The sequence below is a fragment of the Serratia sp. CY47280 genome (assembly GCF_052168655.1).
Taxonomy (GTDB): domain Bacteria; phylum Pseudomonadota; class Gammaproteobacteria; order Enterobacterales; family Enterobacteriaceae; genus Serratia; species Serratia bockelmannii.
Genome location: NZ_JBJNMG010000001.1, coordinates 946,201 through 961,666, shown reverse-complemented (window position 1 = coordinate 961,666; position 15,466 = coordinate 946,201). Strand labels below are relative to the sequence as shown.

14 protein-coding genes are annotated in these 15,466 nt (G+C 56.7%); 5 read left to right on the top strand and 9 right to left on the bottom strand.

Going from position 1 to position 15,466, the window contains the following annotated elements; all coding sequences use genetic code 11:
• Nucleotides 1-341: 341 nt before the first annotated feature.
• Nucleotides 342-1,031: an alpha/beta hydrolase gene (locus ACJ8J4_RS04570; RefSeq protein WP_043142997.1), complete on the top strand. Its 690-nt coding sequence runs from the start codon at nt 342-344 to the stop codon at nt 1,029-1,031.
• Nucleotides 1,032-1,231: 200 nt separating this feature from the next.
• Here the strand turns inward: ACJ8J4_RS04570 and ACJ8J4_RS04565 are convergent, their stop codons facing one another.
• The 3 genes from ACJ8J4_RS04565 to yeaG all read right to left on the bottom strand — a co-directional run bounded on the left by ACJ8J4_RS04565 (nt 1,232) and on the right by yeaG (nt 5,133).
• The gene (locus tag ACJ8J4_RS04565) at nt 1,232-1,462 is read right to left on the bottom strand and encodes a hypothetical protein (protein ID WP_004932237.1); all 231 of its coding nucleotides are present in this window, start codon (nt 1,460-1,462) and stop codon (nt 1,232-1,234) included.
• Nucleotides 1,463-1,797: 335 nt separating this feature from the next.
• On the bottom strand, nt 1,798-3,066 hold the full coding sequence (locus ACJ8J4_RS04560) for a YeaH/YhbH family protein (RefSeq protein WP_004932234.1): 1,269 nt from the start codon (nt 3,064-3,066) through the stop codon (nt 1,798-1,800).
• A gap of 132 nt (nt 3,067-3,198) precedes the next feature.
• The gene (gene yeaG / locus ACJ8J4_RS04555) at nt 3,199-5,133 is read right to left on the bottom strand and encodes a protein kinase YeaG (RefSeq protein ID WP_025303096.1); all 1,935 of its coding nucleotides are present in this window, start codon (nt 5,131-5,133) and stop codon (nt 3,199-3,201) included.
• Nucleotides 5,134-5,559: 426 nt separating this feature from the next.
• Here yeaG and ACJ8J4_RS04550 point away from each other — a divergent pair, with 426 nt between their 5' ends.
• Nucleotides 5,560-6,324, top strand: a complete 765-nt coding sequence (locus tag ACJ8J4_RS04550; protein WP_025303095.1) for a MipA/OmpV family protein — start codon at nt 5,560-5,562, stop codon at nt 6,322-6,324.
• Between the two features lie 95 nt (nt 6,325-6,419).
• Here ACJ8J4_RS04550 and ACJ8J4_RS04545 read toward each other — a convergent pair whose 3' ends face one another.
• The gene (locus ACJ8J4_RS04545) at nt 6,420-7,295 is read right to left on the bottom strand and encodes a D-hexose-6-phosphate mutarotase (RefSeq protein ID WP_025303094.1); all 876 of its coding nucleotides are present in this window, start codon (nt 7,293-7,295) and stop codon (nt 6,420-6,422) included.
• An 83-nt stretch (nt 7,296-7,378) separates the two neighbouring features.
• Nucleotides 7,379-8,374 (bottom strand): glyceraldehyde-3-phosphate dehydrogenase, encoded by a 996-nt coding sequence (gapA, locus tag ACJ8J4_RS04540; RefSeq protein WP_004932222.1) that lies wholly within the window; start codon nt 8,372-8,374, stop codon nt 7,379-7,381.
• Between the two features lie 348 nt (nt 8,375-8,722).
• Between gapA and msrB the strand changes: the two genes are divergently transcribed.
• Both msrB and ACJ8J4_RS04530 read left to right on the top strand, forming a co-directional pair.
• Entirely contained in the window at nt 8,723-9,136 is a 414-nt protein-coding gene (gene msrB, locus ACJ8J4_RS04535; protein ID WP_004932219.1) for a peptide-methionine (R)-S-oxide reductase MsrB, read from the top strand.
• Nucleotides 9,137-9,199: 63 nt separating this feature from the next.
• Entirely contained in the window at nt 9,200-9,472 is a 273-nt protein-coding gene (locus ACJ8J4_RS04530) for a YeaC family protein (RefSeq protein WP_025303093.1), read from the top strand.
• Between the two features lie 42 nt (nt 9,473-9,514).
• Here ACJ8J4_RS04530 and ACJ8J4_RS04525 read toward each other — a convergent pair whose 3' ends face one another.
• From ACJ8J4_RS04525 to sppA, 4 genes are all read right to left on the bottom strand, one after another.
• Complete coding sequence (locus tag ACJ8J4_RS04525; RefSeq protein ID WP_025303092.1) at nt 9,515-10,792, bottom strand: glycoside hydrolase family 18 protein; 1,278 nt, start codon at nt 10,790-10,792, stop codon at nt 9,515-9,517.
• Between the two features lie 233 nt (nt 10,793-11,025).
• The gene (pncA, locus tag ACJ8J4_RS04520; protein ID WP_049203352.1) at nt 11,026-11,658 is read right to left on the bottom strand and encodes a bifunctional nicotinamidase/pyrazinamidase; all 633 of its coding nucleotides are present in this window, start codon (nt 11,656-11,658) and stop codon (nt 11,026-11,028) included.
• Between the two features lie 22 nt (nt 11,659-11,680).
• Nucleotides 11,681-12,697 (bottom strand): asparaginase, encoded by a 1,017-nt coding sequence (gene ansA, locus ACJ8J4_RS04515; protein WP_025303090.1) that lies wholly within the window; start codon nt 12,695-12,697, stop codon nt 11,681-11,683.
• Nucleotides 12,698-12,790: 93 nt separating this feature from the next.
• Entirely contained in the window at nt 12,791-14,647 is a 1,857-nt protein-coding gene (gene sppA, locus ACJ8J4_RS04510) for a signal peptide peptidase SppA (RefSeq protein WP_033643311.1), read from the bottom strand.
• A gap of 160 nt (nt 14,648-14,807) precedes the next feature.
• On the opposite strand from sppA, the gene ACJ8J4_RS04505 reads away from it, so the two are divergent.
• Nucleotides 14,808-15,359: an NAD(P)H nitroreductase gene (locus tag ACJ8J4_RS04505; RefSeq protein ID WP_004932204.1), complete on the top strand. Its 552-nt coding sequence runs from the start codon at nt 14,808-14,810 to the stop codon at nt 15,357-15,359.
• Nucleotides 15,360-15,466: the final 107 nt, after the last annotated feature.

The window sequence follows — 15,466 nt, the reverse complement described above, 5'->3', positions numbered from 1 at the left end:
TGCCATAAAAACGATGGAGATCATTTCCTTCACAACTTCATTCCTTTTCCCGTGAGTCAAATTTACTTCTCTTTGTTTTTGCGCGAAATTTTAGATCGTCATGGGTAAAAATCCTAGTTTTAATCCCGTTTTTTTCTCTGGCATTGCGGCGTAAGCCGCGTCGATAGGCCGTGGCGACGCCGGAAAAGCAGGGGACGTTAACTCGTCGTAGCTATTGCTGAACGCTGTGGGGCTGACTATATAAAATAGGGACTGTGTGACGTCGAAGGCAGCCAGGCGTGTCTCTTAAGGGGGGCCGTTCATCTGTCTACGGCGCTTTCCTATGAGATGAGGAGTCGGCAATGAGCACAAAACCCACTATCGTGCTGGTACATGGATTCTGGGGCGGCGCCGCGCACTGGAGTAAGGTTATCATCGAGTTGTCACGCAGGGGCTATTCGGCGATTCATGCGGTAGAAATGCCGTTGACCTCGTTGGCTGAGGATGCGGAACGTACGCGTAAGATGGTCGCGCAGCAAGCGGGACCGGTAGTGTTGGTAGGGCACTCTTACGGTGGTGCCGTGATCACGGAAATGGGCAACCAGCCTAACGTGGTTGGCTTGGTCTACATCGCCGCGTTTGCGCCGGATGCCGGTGAAAGTGCCGGCGGTATTACGCAAGCGCATCCTCCTGCGGCAGTCGAGAATTTGACCCCGGACAGCGACGGTTATCTGTGGATCAAAACCGACAAGTTTCACGAAAGCTTTTGCCAGGATCTGACCGCCGACGAGGCGCTGGTGATGGCGGTGGCGCAGAAGGCTCCGCTGGCTGATACCTTTGGTAACACCCTCGGTGAACCTGCCTGGAAACATAAACCGTCATGGTATCAACTCTCCAGCGACGATCGCATGATAGCCCCGGAGAATCAGCGACGTATGGCGCAGCGGCTGCAGCCTAAGAAAGTGATGGTACTCAATGCCAGCCACGCCTCGCTGGTCTCTCACGCCGAGGAGGTGGCGAGTTTGATTGACGAAGCGGCCGGTTCGCAATAAAGCAAGAGCCGAAAGGTTCTTCGGAATAAAAGGTGACAGACTATTCCTCCGCTGCCTATTACGCCGGGCTAAAGAGCCGGCGTAATAGGGGCCCATTAAGGATAAACGCTGATATCGCTATCGATATTAATGATTAACAGCATCATCAGCACGACGGCGGTGGCAATAATGGCGTAGATGTCTGCCTTACGCATATCGCCTTAACGCCCGTTAACCCCGATCATTTCTATTGCCGCACGATGCAGCCTCTGAAAATAATCATCGGGCTGTTTTTCTATCTCCTGGATAAGGCTGGCGAGCAGGTTCTGTTTGGTTATCGGCTTGTTGGCGGTCAGCACCAGAAGCACGTTTTTGCCGAGCAGGCAGCATATTTGCTTATGGTATTCATCAACGTCGTGTTTGTTGAGGCCATAGAGGGTGTAGTCGATCATGATGTTTAACCTGCTGACAGGTAAATGCCCGCCGCAGCGGGCTGAGAAGCCATAGAAAAATAAAATGAGGAAAATTTCGCTTAGGAAAGGTCCCAAGCGATGGGATAACGATAACTGAATGGGAATATTCCTATCAAGCCGTGTGGACGTGGAAGTGAATGTTTAGGAATAACCTCAGAAGAACAAATAATAGAGAGGGCCGTTCTGGGGAACGCGACTTATTATTGACATTGTTATTGTGTAAAAAACAAACACGGATGATGTAAATATAATGCGGAAAAGAAACAGCCGGAAAACGGCGTTTTCCGGCTGTGGTGACATTCACGCGATGTTATTCACACGGTCTGCTTGCGAAACAGTTCGCGGAATACCGGATAGATATCGTCCGGTTCGCGGATATGCTGCATGGCGAAGTTGTCGAACTTCGCCTGCAGATCCTCATATTCACGCCACAGCGTTTGGTGAGCGCGGCGAGTGATCTCTATGTAGCTATAATAACGCACCATCGGCAGGATCTTCTTCGCCAACAGTTCATGGCACAGCGGTGAATCGTCGGCCCAGTTGTCGCCGTCCGAGGCTTGCGCGGCGTAGATATTCCATTGCGCCGGGTCATAACGTTCTTCGACGACGTCGTTCATCAATTTCAGCGCACTGGAGACGATGGTGCCGCCGGTTTCCTGTGAATAGAAGAACTCCTGTTCATCCACCTCTTTTGCCTGGGTGTGATGGCGAATATAGACCACCTCAACGTTTTTGTAGGTTCGGCTCAGGAACAGATAAAGCAGAATGTAAAAACGCTTGGCCATGTCTTTGGTCGCCTGATCCATCGAACCGGACACGTCCATCAGGCAGAACATCACCGCCTGGCTCGAGGGCTCCGGCCGGCGCTCATAGTTTTTGTAGCGCAGGTCGAAGGTATCGATAAACGGCACGCTTTCGATTTTCTTGCGCAGTTCGGCAATTTCTTTGCGCAGCCGCTCCTCTTCCAGCAATTGCACGGGTTCGGTGTTTTCCAACTGGGTCAGCGCGTCTTCCAACTCGTGCAACGCGCGTCTTTTACCGGCGGTCATGGCGGTACGCCGCGCCAGCGAGTTCTGCAGCGAACGCACGACGCTGATGTTGGCCGGCACGCCGTTGGCGGTATAGCCGGCGCGATGGGTTTTGAACTCGGTCAATTGCTTGTACTGATTCTTCTTCAAGTTGGGCAGGGCGAGATCCTCGAACAAAAGATCGAGATACTCATCTTTGGATATCTGGAAGACGAATTCATCCTGGCCCTCACCGTCCTGACTGGCGTTCCCTTGGCCGCCGCCACCGCCTGCGCCGCCCTGAGGCCGCTCAACGCGATCGTTCTGCACGAAGTGGTCATTGCCCGGGTGAACGCGATGGCGAGTGCCGCCGCGCCCCTGATGAAACATCGGTTCGTTGATATCGTCAGTGGGGATGGAGACCGACTCCCCGCTGTCTACGTCGGTGACCGAACGCTTGTTGATGGCTTCGGCAATCGACTGTTTGATTTGCGACTTGTAACGGCGCAAGAAGCGCTGGCGGTTCACCATGCTCTTGTTTTTGCCGTTCAGCCGTCGGTCAATGAAATAGGCCATACTTCCCCCAAACGACGTTGCCAACTCTTCATGTCCCGGCCGCGGCAGCGCAATGTGCCAGCCCCTCCGTGGGCTGCGCTGCAACGTCCATGACTGTGGACATGGCCCTGATAATGCCGCTTACCTGAGGCGTTATGAGGATTTTCTGACCCGCAGATACCATTCACACAGCAGGCGCACCTGCTTGCGGGTATAGCCTTTCTCCATCATGCGGTCAACGAAGTCGTCGTGTTTTTTCTGCTCGTCCGTCGACGTTTTGGCGTTGAACGAAATCACCGGCAACAGCTCTTCGGTATTGGAGAACATTTTTTTCTCGATCACGGTGCGCAGCTTCTCGTAGCTGGTCCAGTTCGGATTGCGGCCGTTGTTGTTGGCACGAGCGCGCAGCACGAAGTTCACGATTTCGTTACGGAAATCTTTCGGGTTGCTGATACCGGCCGGTTTTTCAATTTTTTCCAGTTCGGCGTTCAAAGACTCACGATCGAACAGCTGACCGGTATCGGGATCGCGATACTCCTGATCCTGGATCCAGAAGTCCGCGTAGGTCACATAACGGTCAAAAATGTTCTGTCCGTATTCCGAGTAGGATTCCAGATAGGCGGTCTGGATCTCTTTGCCGATAAACTCGGCGTATTTCGGGATCAGATAGCCTTTCAGGTGTTCCAGGTATTTCTCGGCCAAATCCTGCGGGAACTGTTCGCGTTCGATCTGCTGCTCCAGCACATAGAACAGGTGTACCGGGTTGGCCGCCACCTCTGCGTGATCGAAGTTGAATACCCGCGAGAGGATTTTAAAGGCGAAACGGGTGGAGAGGCCGTTCATGCCTTCGTCAACCCCAGCGTAGTCGCGGTACTCCTGATAGGACTTGGCTTTCGGATCGGTATCCTTGAGACTTTCGCCGTCATACACGCGCATTTTCGAGTAAATGCTCGAGTTTTCCGGCTCTTTCAACCGCGACAGCACGCTGAACCGCGCCAATGTTTCGAGGGTGCCCGGTGCGCAGGGCGCGTGGGTCAGCTCACTGTGATCCAGCAGCTTGTCGTAAATTTTGATCTCTTCAGACACGCGCAGGCAGTAAGGTACTTTGACGATGTACACGCGGTCGAGGAACGCTTCGTTGTTCTTGTTGTTGCGGAAGGTCACCCACTCGGATTCGTTGGAGTGCGCCAGAATAATGCCGCTGAACGGCAGGGCGGAGATGCCTTCAGTGCCGTTGTAGTTGCCTTCCTGGGTCGCGGTCAGCAGCGGATGCAGCACCTTGATCGGCGCTTTGAACATCTCGACGAACTCCATAATCCCCTGGTTGGCGCGGCACAGGGCGCCGGAGTAACCGTAAGCGTCCGGATCGTTCTGCGCGTGGTTCTCCAGTTTACGGATATCCACTTTACCGACCAGCGCCGAGATGTCCTGGTTGTTTTCATCGCCCGGTTCGGTTTTGGCGATGGCGATCTGTTCCAGAATGGAAGGGCGCACCTTCACGACTTTAAATTTGGTGATGTCGCCGCCGAACTCATGCAGGCGTTTCGCCGCCCACGGCGACATGATAGTGCCGAGGTAGCGACTCGGGATGTTGAACTCTTTCTCCAGGATCGAGGCATCTTCCTGCGGGTTGAACAGGCACAGCGGATGATCGTTGACCGGGCTGCGCTCGCCATTGGCGCTGAGGGTGTAGATGGGCACGCGCTGCATCAACGCCTTAAGACGTTCTGCCAGCGAGGACTTACCGCCGCCCACCGGGCCCAGCAGGTAAAGGATCTGTTTCTTCTCTTCCAGGCCCTGCGCGGCGTGTTTCAGGTAAGAGACGATCTGTTCGATGGCCTCTTCCATGCCATAGAATTCCTCGAAGGCCGGATAGCGTGCGATCACGCGATTGGAGAACAGGCGCGACAGGCGTGATTCTAGCGCAGTGTCGACCATCACAGGTTCACCGATAGCCATCAGCAGACGTTCGGCCGCGTTGGCATAGGCACTGCGATCTTGCCGGCAAATGGTAAGAAATTCCTGCAGTGTGAACTCTTCGTCCTTGGCAGCTTCGTAGCGCTGGCGATAGTGGTCAAATATGTTCATGATGCCCGTCCTTTCGTTATTAGCACAGGTTAAAGAGAGCGTGTGATAGTGTTCTGGCCCCCAGAAGATGAGAATACGCCTGAGTACAGCAACCCGTATGCCAACTTGGTGCGCTTATTATCGCGAGTTGCGCTGTATGCCACTGGGCCCAGGATAAATTCGCCTTCTGATTTAAGCTTAGTTTGCTTGCCGGAAAATTTCCTGCCGCAGAAAAAGCTTTTTTTAAGTCATATCAATGACTCAGTTATTACCGTGTTAGCCAAATGCCTTGTCTGGCGCGGCCTGCGGGATAAAACGTCATCGTTCCGCCATGATTAATTCATAATTCCGCTATAAGTTATTCGATCTTGGTCGTTTTCTATTGTAAAGATTAGGCGCGCAACTAAATTTTCACATAAACTATTGCGGCTATTAACCCTGTAATTTATGGAAAAAGAACCAGTGAAGATTTCAAAACTCAAAACGCTAGCAATTATCGCTTCCGCAATGGTTTGTGCGCAAAGTGCTCAGGCGGGGACCTGGTCACTTGGCGCTGCCGCGCTGGTTAGCCCGGACGCGTATCGCGGTTATCAGGACCGCGTTTATCCGGTGCCCGTCATCGACTATGAAGGTGATGACTTCTACTTCCGTACTCTGACCGCCGGTTACTACCTGTGGAAAGATCAAGAAAACCAGCTGAGCATCATGGGTTACTACACGCCATGGGGCTACCGTCCGGGCGACAGCGACGACGATCGCATGAAGCGCCTCGACAAGCGTCGCGGCACGCTGATGGCCGGCCTGGCCTATTCGCACAACGCGGAGTGGGGCACTATCCGTACTACTTTCACCGGCGACACGCTGAACAACAGCAACGGGCTGGTGGGCGATGTGGCTTACCTGTACAAGTTTGATCTGGACGCATTGACGCTGGTCCCGGGCGTGGGCGTAATGTGGAACAGCAAGAACCAGAACAAATATTACTACGGCGTCAGCGCCAATGAATCCCGCCGCAGCGGCCTGGATAGCTACACCCCAGGCGATAGCTGGGCACCGTATCTCGAGCTGAGCGCCAATTACCAGATCAACAAGAGCTGGAACGCTTTCTTCGTCGGCCGCTATGTGAAGCTGTCGGATGAAGTAAAAGACAGTCCGATGGTGGATAAATCCTACACCGGTTTGTTGATGACGGGTGTGAGCTACACCTTCTAATCACGCATTGCACGATTATCGTGCATGGCGTGCATTAAAAAGGGGCGCAAGCGCCCCTTTTGCACATCTGCAGTGCGCTGCCGCGCACGATCCCCTCAGGCTTTTTTACGGCTGCGGAAGGTGACTCCCAAACGGGCGGGTTGCTCGCCGGCGGCGATCAGCGGTTTGCTGACGCGCCCGGTCTCGATACAAACCATGGTCTTGTAACCGTCGTTCGGCATATCCCCCATGCTGCAGGAGAGTTCTGCGCCGGGGTTCCAGGCGATGACGTCGCTCATATGATGGTGGTGAACCTCGATGGTGCGTGCGAGCGCCGGATCGCGGATCTGGCTGAAGGCCTCCGGGCGAGTATAGACACGGTCGGTTTGGCCGACGAAGGTCACTTCACCTGCCTGACGTGCCTCTGCACCGCCCGCCACCTTGTCGATATAAGGCTCGCCCAGACCCGCCACGCTGACCCGTTCGATGTCGCCGACCTGGAAGTAGCTATGTAGCGCCGCCGTGGCCTGATAATCGCCGTGCGATTCCAGTTCGATCTCGCACTCTGCACCCAGTTTGAAGCGGGCAATCAGCGTGAAGGCGTGCGGCCACAGTTTTCGGGTCTGCTCATTGTCTTTCAGCGTGAAGGTCAGAATGACGCCGTTGTCATCTTCATCGTGCGCCGTCAGGCTCCAGGGTTGGTTACGGGCAAAGCCGTGGGAGGGTTGCGCCACTGGACCGAACCACGGCCAGCAGATCGGTACCCCACCGCGGATGGCCTTGCCTTTGGCAAACGGGGTATTGTTGCTGAGCCAAATTACCGGCTGCTCACCGCTGGGCTGCCAGGCCAGCAAATGGGCGCCCTGCAGCGCGACGGCCGCGCGCACTTTCGGGTGCGAGACCACCACCACGCCCAGCTCATCGAGCTGACGTTGGCTGATGTAAGGTGAAATCTGTTCGGAAACGGGCAGGGTGAAAATTTTCTCGTTCATTTCATGACCTATTGTTTGCCGGAGAGACAAATAAAAAAGGGCGACAAAAATGTCGCCCTCATTATCAGCTTAACATCATGCCATTACTTGGAGATGTGAGCGATCAGATCCAAAACCTTGTTGGAATAACCGGTTTCGTTGTCGTACCAGGAAACCAGCTTCACGAAGTTGTCGTTCAGTGCGATACCGGCTTTGGCATCGAACACGGAAGTCAGCACTTCGCCGTTGAAATCGGTGGAAACCACGTCGTCTTCAACGTAGCCCAGAACGCCTTTCATAGAACCTTCAGCGGCGTCTTTGATGGCTTTCTTGATTTCTTCGTAGGTAGCCGCTTTTTCCAGACGTACGGTCAGGTCAACAACGGATACGTTAGGCGTCGGTACGCGGAACGCCATACCGGTCAGTTTGCCTTTCAGCTCTGGCAGAACCACGCCAACCGCTTTCGCTGCGCCGGTAGAAGAAGGGATGATGTTCTGGGATGCGCCGCGGCCGCCGCGCCAGTCTTTGTGGGACGGGCCATCAACGGTTTTCTGAGTAGCGGTGGTCGCGTGAACGGTGGTCATCAGACCTTCAACGATACCGAAGTTGTCGTTGATGACTTTAGCCAGTGGCGCCAGGCAGTTGGTGGTGCAAGAGGCGTTGGACACGATGTCCTGGCCGGCATATTTGTCAAAGTTAGCGCCGCGCACGAACATTGGGGTCGCATCTTTGGATGGGCCAGTCAGAACCACTTTTTTAGCGCCGGCGGTGATGTGTTTACGCGCGGTTTCGTCGGTCAGGAAGATACCGGTCGCTTCAGCAACCACGTCAACGCCTACTTCGTTCCACTTCAGGTTAGCCGGGTCTTTCTCTGCGGTAACACGGATGGTTTTGCCGTTAACAACCAGGTGGCCGTCTTTAACTTCTACCGTACCGTTGAAACGGCCGTGAGTAGAGTCATACTTCAGCATGTAAGCCATGTACTCTGCGTCCAACAGGTCGTTGATTGCAACGATCTCGATGTCAGAACGCTCTTGAGCAGCACGGAAAACAATGCGACCGATACGGCCAAAACCGTTGATACCTACTTTGATAGTCATATATTCCACCAGCTATTTGTTAGTGAATAAAAGGTTGGTTGTAAAATTACAAAAACCTTACCCAGCGTCAAGCGGAATCGTGTCAATTCTTGCGGCAAGTCAAACCAGAAGGGTGGTTTTGCACGCTTATTGCACAGTCCATTTGCGCTTGGCCTCATCCGTTATATGGGGACAAGCCGCCAAGTATAAAGTCAGCATACGCAAGATGTGTGATCGCTATCACATATCATCGTGACGTAGCCTTTATGGGCTACAGTTTAGGCCAAAAACCCCTGCAGCGGTGTTAATTTTTTGTTATTATTAATCATTGTTTTCGTTGACATTATCCACATTCAGAGATAAGCACAAATGGCTAAAGAGACAACCCCCGGTCATCCGGTCACGGAACTGAATGAAATCCAACGTTATGTGACGCAACAGCGTGGTACCGAAGCGCCGTTCAGCGGCAAATTGCTGCACAACAAGCGCGAGGGCGTGTACCATTGCCTGTGCTGCAACCAGCCGCTGTTCTATTCCGAAACCAAATACGATTCCGGCTGCGGTTGGCCGAGTTTTTATGAGCCGGTTTCCGCCGATGCAATCCGCTATCTTGATGATAATTCGCATAATATGCATCGTGTTGAAATCCGCTGCGGCCACTGCGACGCGCACCTGGGGCACGTTTTCCCCGATGGCCCGCAGCCGACAGGCGACCGCTACTGCGTCAACTCCGCCTCGCTGAGTTTCACCGATGGCGAAAATGGCGACCAAACGGCCGGTTAAGTGGTAATTTAACTAACAAAATCGATTCAGCTAATTATTCATCCGTAAGCGAGAAGGGCTCTGATGGACGTGAAAGATCTGATTGCGGCGATGACGCCCGAGATATACCAGCGCCTGGTACTGGCGGTTGAGCTGGGTAAATGGCCGGACGGCGTGGCGCTGACGCCGGAACAGAAAGAAAATAGCTTGCAGGCGGTGATGCTGTGGCAGTCGATGCACAACGTCGATCCGCAGCACATGAGCATCGGTACCGACGGGCAGATTGTGATGAAGAGCAAGCAAGAGCTGAAACAGCAGTTCGTTGCCGAGCCGCTGGCCAAACTCAAACCGCAGTAACGCGACCCTAAAGCGGGGCGATGTCGCCATCGCCCCGTCGACTCACCGTTTTTCGCCCTTTATGCCCAGCGATTCCGCCAGCTGCTGCGCCAGCCTGTTGTTGTCGTCCGCGCCGTATTCCCAGAACATCGCACCGCCTAATCCCTGGCTTTTGATGTATTCGGCCTTGATGGCCACCGAACGCGGGTTCTCGTAGGAGATGGCAAACAGCGGCTTGCCTTCGGCGGATTGCAGCGTCAAGTATGGCACTTTGGCGTCGTCATCCCAGTGTTCGCGAAAACGATGCTGCGGATCGTTGAGCAATTTGCTGACGATATCGTGGTATTTAAAGTAAGTGTCTTTGCTGAGATCCAGCCCCAGCGCGTTGAACAGGGCGGTTTCGCGCGCGCTGAAGTCAGGCTGCGTCACCGGATGCTTGGCGGCGTCCGGTTTGTCCCAGTCGATGCCCGCCTCGGTCGCCCGTTTCGGCACCCGGCCGTAGAAACCGATGCCCAGGTTCATCTGTGCCGGTTTCAGTCCGGCAGCCAGATAATGCTTTACCACGAAATCGGCGCTGTAGCGGTCGGCGGCCGCCACGGTTGGCCAACGCGTTGAATCGTACAGGTTGGCATTGAAGTACTGTGTGCCGTAAGCCATGTCGTAAGTCATCAGATTGATGTAGTCGAGGTAAGGGGCAATGCTTTTCACATCGACCCATTCCTGTGGGCTTTTGACGTTGGCCCCGACGGCGATGGTTAACAGCTTGCCTTGCCCCAGCGCTTGGTGAAGCTCTTTCAGCAGCAGGGTGAAGTTATCGCGATCCGCCGGTTGGCTTTCCACCAGCCCCCAGGCGCCGTTCACCGGGTATTCCCAGTCCAGATCGATCCCATCCAGCCGGTACTGTGCGATCACCTGCAGCGCGGAGCGAATGAATATCGCCCGGTTTTCCGCGGTAGCGGCGGCGGCGGAGAAACCGCGTGCGCCCCAGCCACCGACCGACAGCAGCACTTTCAGCTCGGGGTTCTGTTTGCGCAGCACCGGCAGCCGTTGCAGATCGGCCGTGACTTTCGGCGACAGGTAGATCTGGTGGCGGCGAGCGGGGTCTTTCAGCGCCGCATTGGTTTCGTCTTTCTCGCCGTTGTAGATCAGGCCGAACGAATAGTTGAGGTGGGTGATTTGCGTGACGTCCAGCTTATCGATATCGCCACCGGGGCCGGCGGTGACGTCGCCGCCGCCGTTGAAGTAGCCGACGGAGAGATAGGCCGCCTGGGCCGTGCTTGCGCCAGCCATAGCCAATTGCACCGCCGCCAGCAAAGGCAGCAGTTTTCGGGTTATTTTCATGTCAGTCTCCTTGTGGTCGGCAAGGCCGACCGTACCGCCAGGGGCGGGCACAATAAAGCCGGGCTCAGTGGGCCCCGGATGCGTATAACCGATTGACGCCAAAAGCGTCGCAGTCATAACAGCAAAAGCGCCTGCCGGTCACAAGCCGTTGGGGAAGAAGAAAGGCGGTATTGTGAGCAGCGTCGATAATTTCGCCGCCGCGCAGAGAGGGCGCCGGTGGCGCCCGAGCGGATTTAGTTGGCGAGAAACTGTGACAGGGTAACTAGCTGCGCGCCGGCGCGCGCCATGTCCTGCAGCGCTCGCTCACTGTCGTCCGGCTGCAGATTCACGCCGCGGCAGCCGTCGACGATCACTTGCGTCGGATAGCCGGCAGCCAGCGCATCCAGCACGCTGAACTTCACACAATAGTCGGTCGCCAGGCCCATGACAGCCAACCGCCGGACGCCCTGCGATTGCAGCCAGCCGTGGAGTTCGGTTTGCGCACGGTGGCCGTTATCGAAGAACGCGCTGTAGCTGTCGATGTTCGTATCTTGCCCTTTGCGAAAGACGGCATTGATGTGTTGCCGCTGTAACTGGGGATGAAAATCGGCGCCGTGGCTCCCTTGCACGCAGTGCACCGGCCACCATACCTGCGGCAGGCCTTCCAGCTCACCGAGGGTGCCGACCTGCGCATCGGAGTTCACCGCAAAGCTGCGGTGATTGGCGGGGTGCCAGTCCTGGCTGGCCACCACCGGCTCGCCCCGCGCCAGGCAGGCGGCGATCGCCTGATTGGCGACCGGGATGACGGCGTCGCCCGCCGTGACCGCCAGCGCGCCGCCGGGGCAGAAGTCGTTTTGCAGATCGATCAACAACAGGGCCGTTTTCATCGCCGCTCCAGAGTTCAGTCGATTAACCGTTGATGCTCAGCTCGCCGCGCAGATCTTGCTGCATCAGGGCGCGGATTTGTTCCGGCGTCAGCGGCTGGCTCAACAGATAGTGCAGCTTGGTCAGGGCGGCTTCCACCGTCATGTCGAAACCGCTGATAACCCCGGCGTGCGCCAGCGCGTTGCCGGTGGCGTAGCCTTCCATATTGACGCGCCCGGAGATGCACTGCGTCAGGTTGACCACCACGATGCCGCGTTCGGAGGCCGCACGCAACTCGTCGATCAGCTCGGCCTTCTGCGGCGCGTTGCCGACGCCGTAGGAACGCAGGATCAGCGCCTTGACCGGCTGCAGCAGGAAGTTACGCACCACCGCGCCGGAAATGCCCGGATAGATAGTGACCACGCCGATCGGCTGCGGCGTGATGTCGTGCACTCGTAACCCGCCGTTGCAAGTCGGGCTGTCGATGCCGTGCTGGCGACGAATGTGGATACCGGCTTCCAGCAGCGGCGGCAGGTTGGGTGAAGCGAAAGCGTCGAAGCCGTCGGCGTGCGCCTTGGTGGTGCGGTTGCCGCGGAACAGCTTGTTGTTGAAGAACAGGCTGACTTCGTTCACCGGATGGTTGGCTGCCAGGTACAATGCATTCAGCAGATTGGTTTGGCCATCGGAGCGCAGCTCCGCCAGCGGAATCTGCGAGCCGGTGACGATCACCGGCTTAGCCAGGTTCTCCAGCATGAAGGAAAGCGCCGAGGCGGTGAACGCCATGGTGTCGGTGCCGTGCAGGATCACGAAGCCGTCGTAGCGATCGTAGTTCTGCTTGATGTCGTCGGCGATGTGCTGCCAGTCTTCCGGCGTCATGTCCGAAGAGTCAATCAATGGCGCGTATTCATGAATGGTGAAATCCGGCATTTCCGGCCGATGGAATTCCGGCATCAGCGCCAGTTGGCGCTGCAGGTGGCCGGAAACCGGGATATAGCCGTGATCGGAGCGCTGCATGCCGATGGTGCCGCCGGTGTAGGCGACGTAAATGGATTTCTTTTGCATGGTCATGATTTTAACAAAGATAAGATGGGCTGAATTATAGGGGCATGGCGGCAGAAAAAAAGCCCGGCGATGGCCGGGCTGTAGAATTATTTGTTAGCGGACTTCTCCGCAGGTCAGACAGATCGCGTAACGGTTCTGCGGATCGTTCAAGTTATTGAACAAACCCGGCTGCTCTTTCACCGCATTGGCGACCGAGGCCAGCGGGGCAGGCAGCATGGCCTGAATCGCCGCCGGCAGCATGGCGTGAATGGAAACGCCGAACTGGCTGAGCACCATATCGCTCAGGCTCGGGGTATCGACGAACCAGTCAAGCTGCCACTGCTGCAGCTTCGCCAGCTCAGCGGCTTTCTTCACCGCGTCGTCGAAATCGCCCAACTGATCGACCAGGCCGTTGGCCTTGGCGTCGCTGCCGAGCCACACATGGCCCTGCGCGATTTGGTCAACCTGCTGCGGGGTCATCTTGCGTGATTTGGCGACCAGATCGAGGAAGTTCTTATACCCGTTTTCGATATTCAGCTGCATCATCTGTGAGAACTCCTGCGGCAACGCCTTGGTGACCGCGATATCGGCCAGCGGCGAGGTCGCCACGCCGTCGGTGTGCACGCCCAGCGTATCCAGGGTTTTCTCGTAGGTATTGATGATGCCGAAAATACCGATGGAGCCGGTCAGCGTGCTCGGGCTGGCGATGATGTAGTCGGCCGGCGTCGAGACCCAGTAACCGCCCGACGCGGCCATGCCGCCCATCGACACCACCACCGGTTTGCCGGCGGCGCGCACGGCGGCCAGCTCGGAGCGGATCACTTCGGACGCGCTGACGCTGCCGCCAGGGCTGTTGACGCGGAACACCACGGCTTTGACGGCCGGATCCAGACGGGCCTGACGCAGCTCGGCGGCGGTGGTGTCGCCCCCAACGTTGCCCGGCGTCTGCGGGCCGTCCATGATGGCGCCGTTGGCGAACACCACGGCGATCTTGCCACCCTGGTTGGCGTCCGGCTTCGGCTGGTAGTCGTAGATGCTGATGGCGTTGAAATCGTTCGCCTGTTTGTCCCAGCCGAAGGTTTTGACCAGCTGATTTTCGATCGCGGTGCGCGACGCCAGCTCGTCCACCAGCTTATTGTCCAGCGCATAGCGGGCGGTGTCGCCGCCTGCCGCCTGCAGGCCGCTCAGCACGCCGGCGGCGCCGGGGAACAGCTGCTGCGGCGTCAGCTGCCGGTTGGCCGCCACGGTTTCCAGATAGTTCTGCCACAGGCCGCCAATCCAGCGGCTGTCCGCTTCACGCGCCGCCGGGGACATGTCGTCGCGGATCAGCGGTTCGACCGCCGATTTATAGGTGCCGACGCGGAAGATATTGGTGGTGACCTTGAGCATGTCCAGCAACGACTTGTAATACAAGTTGTTGGTGGCGAAACCGTGCAGATCGACCGCGCCCTGCGGCGACAGGTAGACCTTGTTGGCGTAGCTGGCCAGGTAGTATTGCGTTTGATTGTAACTGTCGCCGATGGCGAAGATCGGTTTGCCGCTGTCGCGGAACTCGCGCAGCGCTTTGCCGATATAGCGCAGCGACGGCTGATCGGCACCGGCAAAGTCATTCAGCTGCAACACCATGCCGGTAATGTTTTTGTCGTCTTTGGCCTTGCGGATGCTGTCGACTACGTCGAACAGCGAGTTTTCCTGCAGGCGGCTGCTGGAGGCGCCCAACAGTTCGCGGCCCCATTGCCGCACTCGGTTGTTTACCGAAGGCTGATCGACCACCACGCCGCTTAAATCGACCAGCAGCGCGCCGCGCGCCGGGGCCGTCGAGGTGGAGGAACTTTGGAAGGACAGATAGATGCCGACCCCAACCAGGATCAGCAAGACCAGGAACAGGTTAAGGATCAGTTCCCTGATAAAATTCAGCAGACGCCATGTCCACCGGAAAATGCCGGCAATAATTTGCCACAATGTGCGCATGTGCTCTCCAACAAGAGTCGAGAATGTTCCGCTATCCTAATGAGCGGCCGGGTAAATGTCAGCTTTAAATCGTGGCACACAGACGCTATCGCCGAGGCTGTAACTCGTCGTTTAGCTATGTTAACGTGGCCGGAATGAAAATTGTTATCAGGAGTTTACGATGGATGCTCTGGATCTTTTATTGAATCGTCGCTCGGCTTCGCGCCTGGCGGAACCGGCGCCGGCGGGGGAAGTGCGCCAAAATATCATCAACGCGGGCCTGCGTGCACCCGATCACGGCGCGCTGCAGCCGTGGCGTTTCGTGATGATCGAGAATCAGGGCCTGGAACGCTTCAGTCAGCTGCTGCAGGCGGCGGCGAAGCAGGATCAGCTGGACGAGGCGGCGATCGAAAAAGCCACCAAGGCGCCGTTCCGCGCACCGCTGATCATCACCGTCATCGCGCACTGCACGGAAGAGACCAAAGTGCCGCGCTGGGAGCAGGTGGTTTCCGCCGGTTGCGCCGTGCAGGCGATGCAGATGGCGGCGCTGGCGCAGGGCTTTAACGGCATCTGGCGCACCGGCGCCTGGACCGAGCATGCGCTGGTGCGTGAAGCCTTCGGTTGCCGCGAGCAGGACGAGATCGTCGGCTTCCTCTATCTGGGGACGCCGCAGCTGAAGGCTGCCACCAAGGTGACGCCGCCGGACAGCACGCCTTTCGTCAGCTATTTCTGAGTTTTTTCCAACGGGGCGCGGTGAAAATGCGCCAAACCCCGCAAAATTGCATGGTTTCTGAGCAGGCCGTTCGCTTATCGGCGGCCCGCTCTTATCAATCCCCTCGG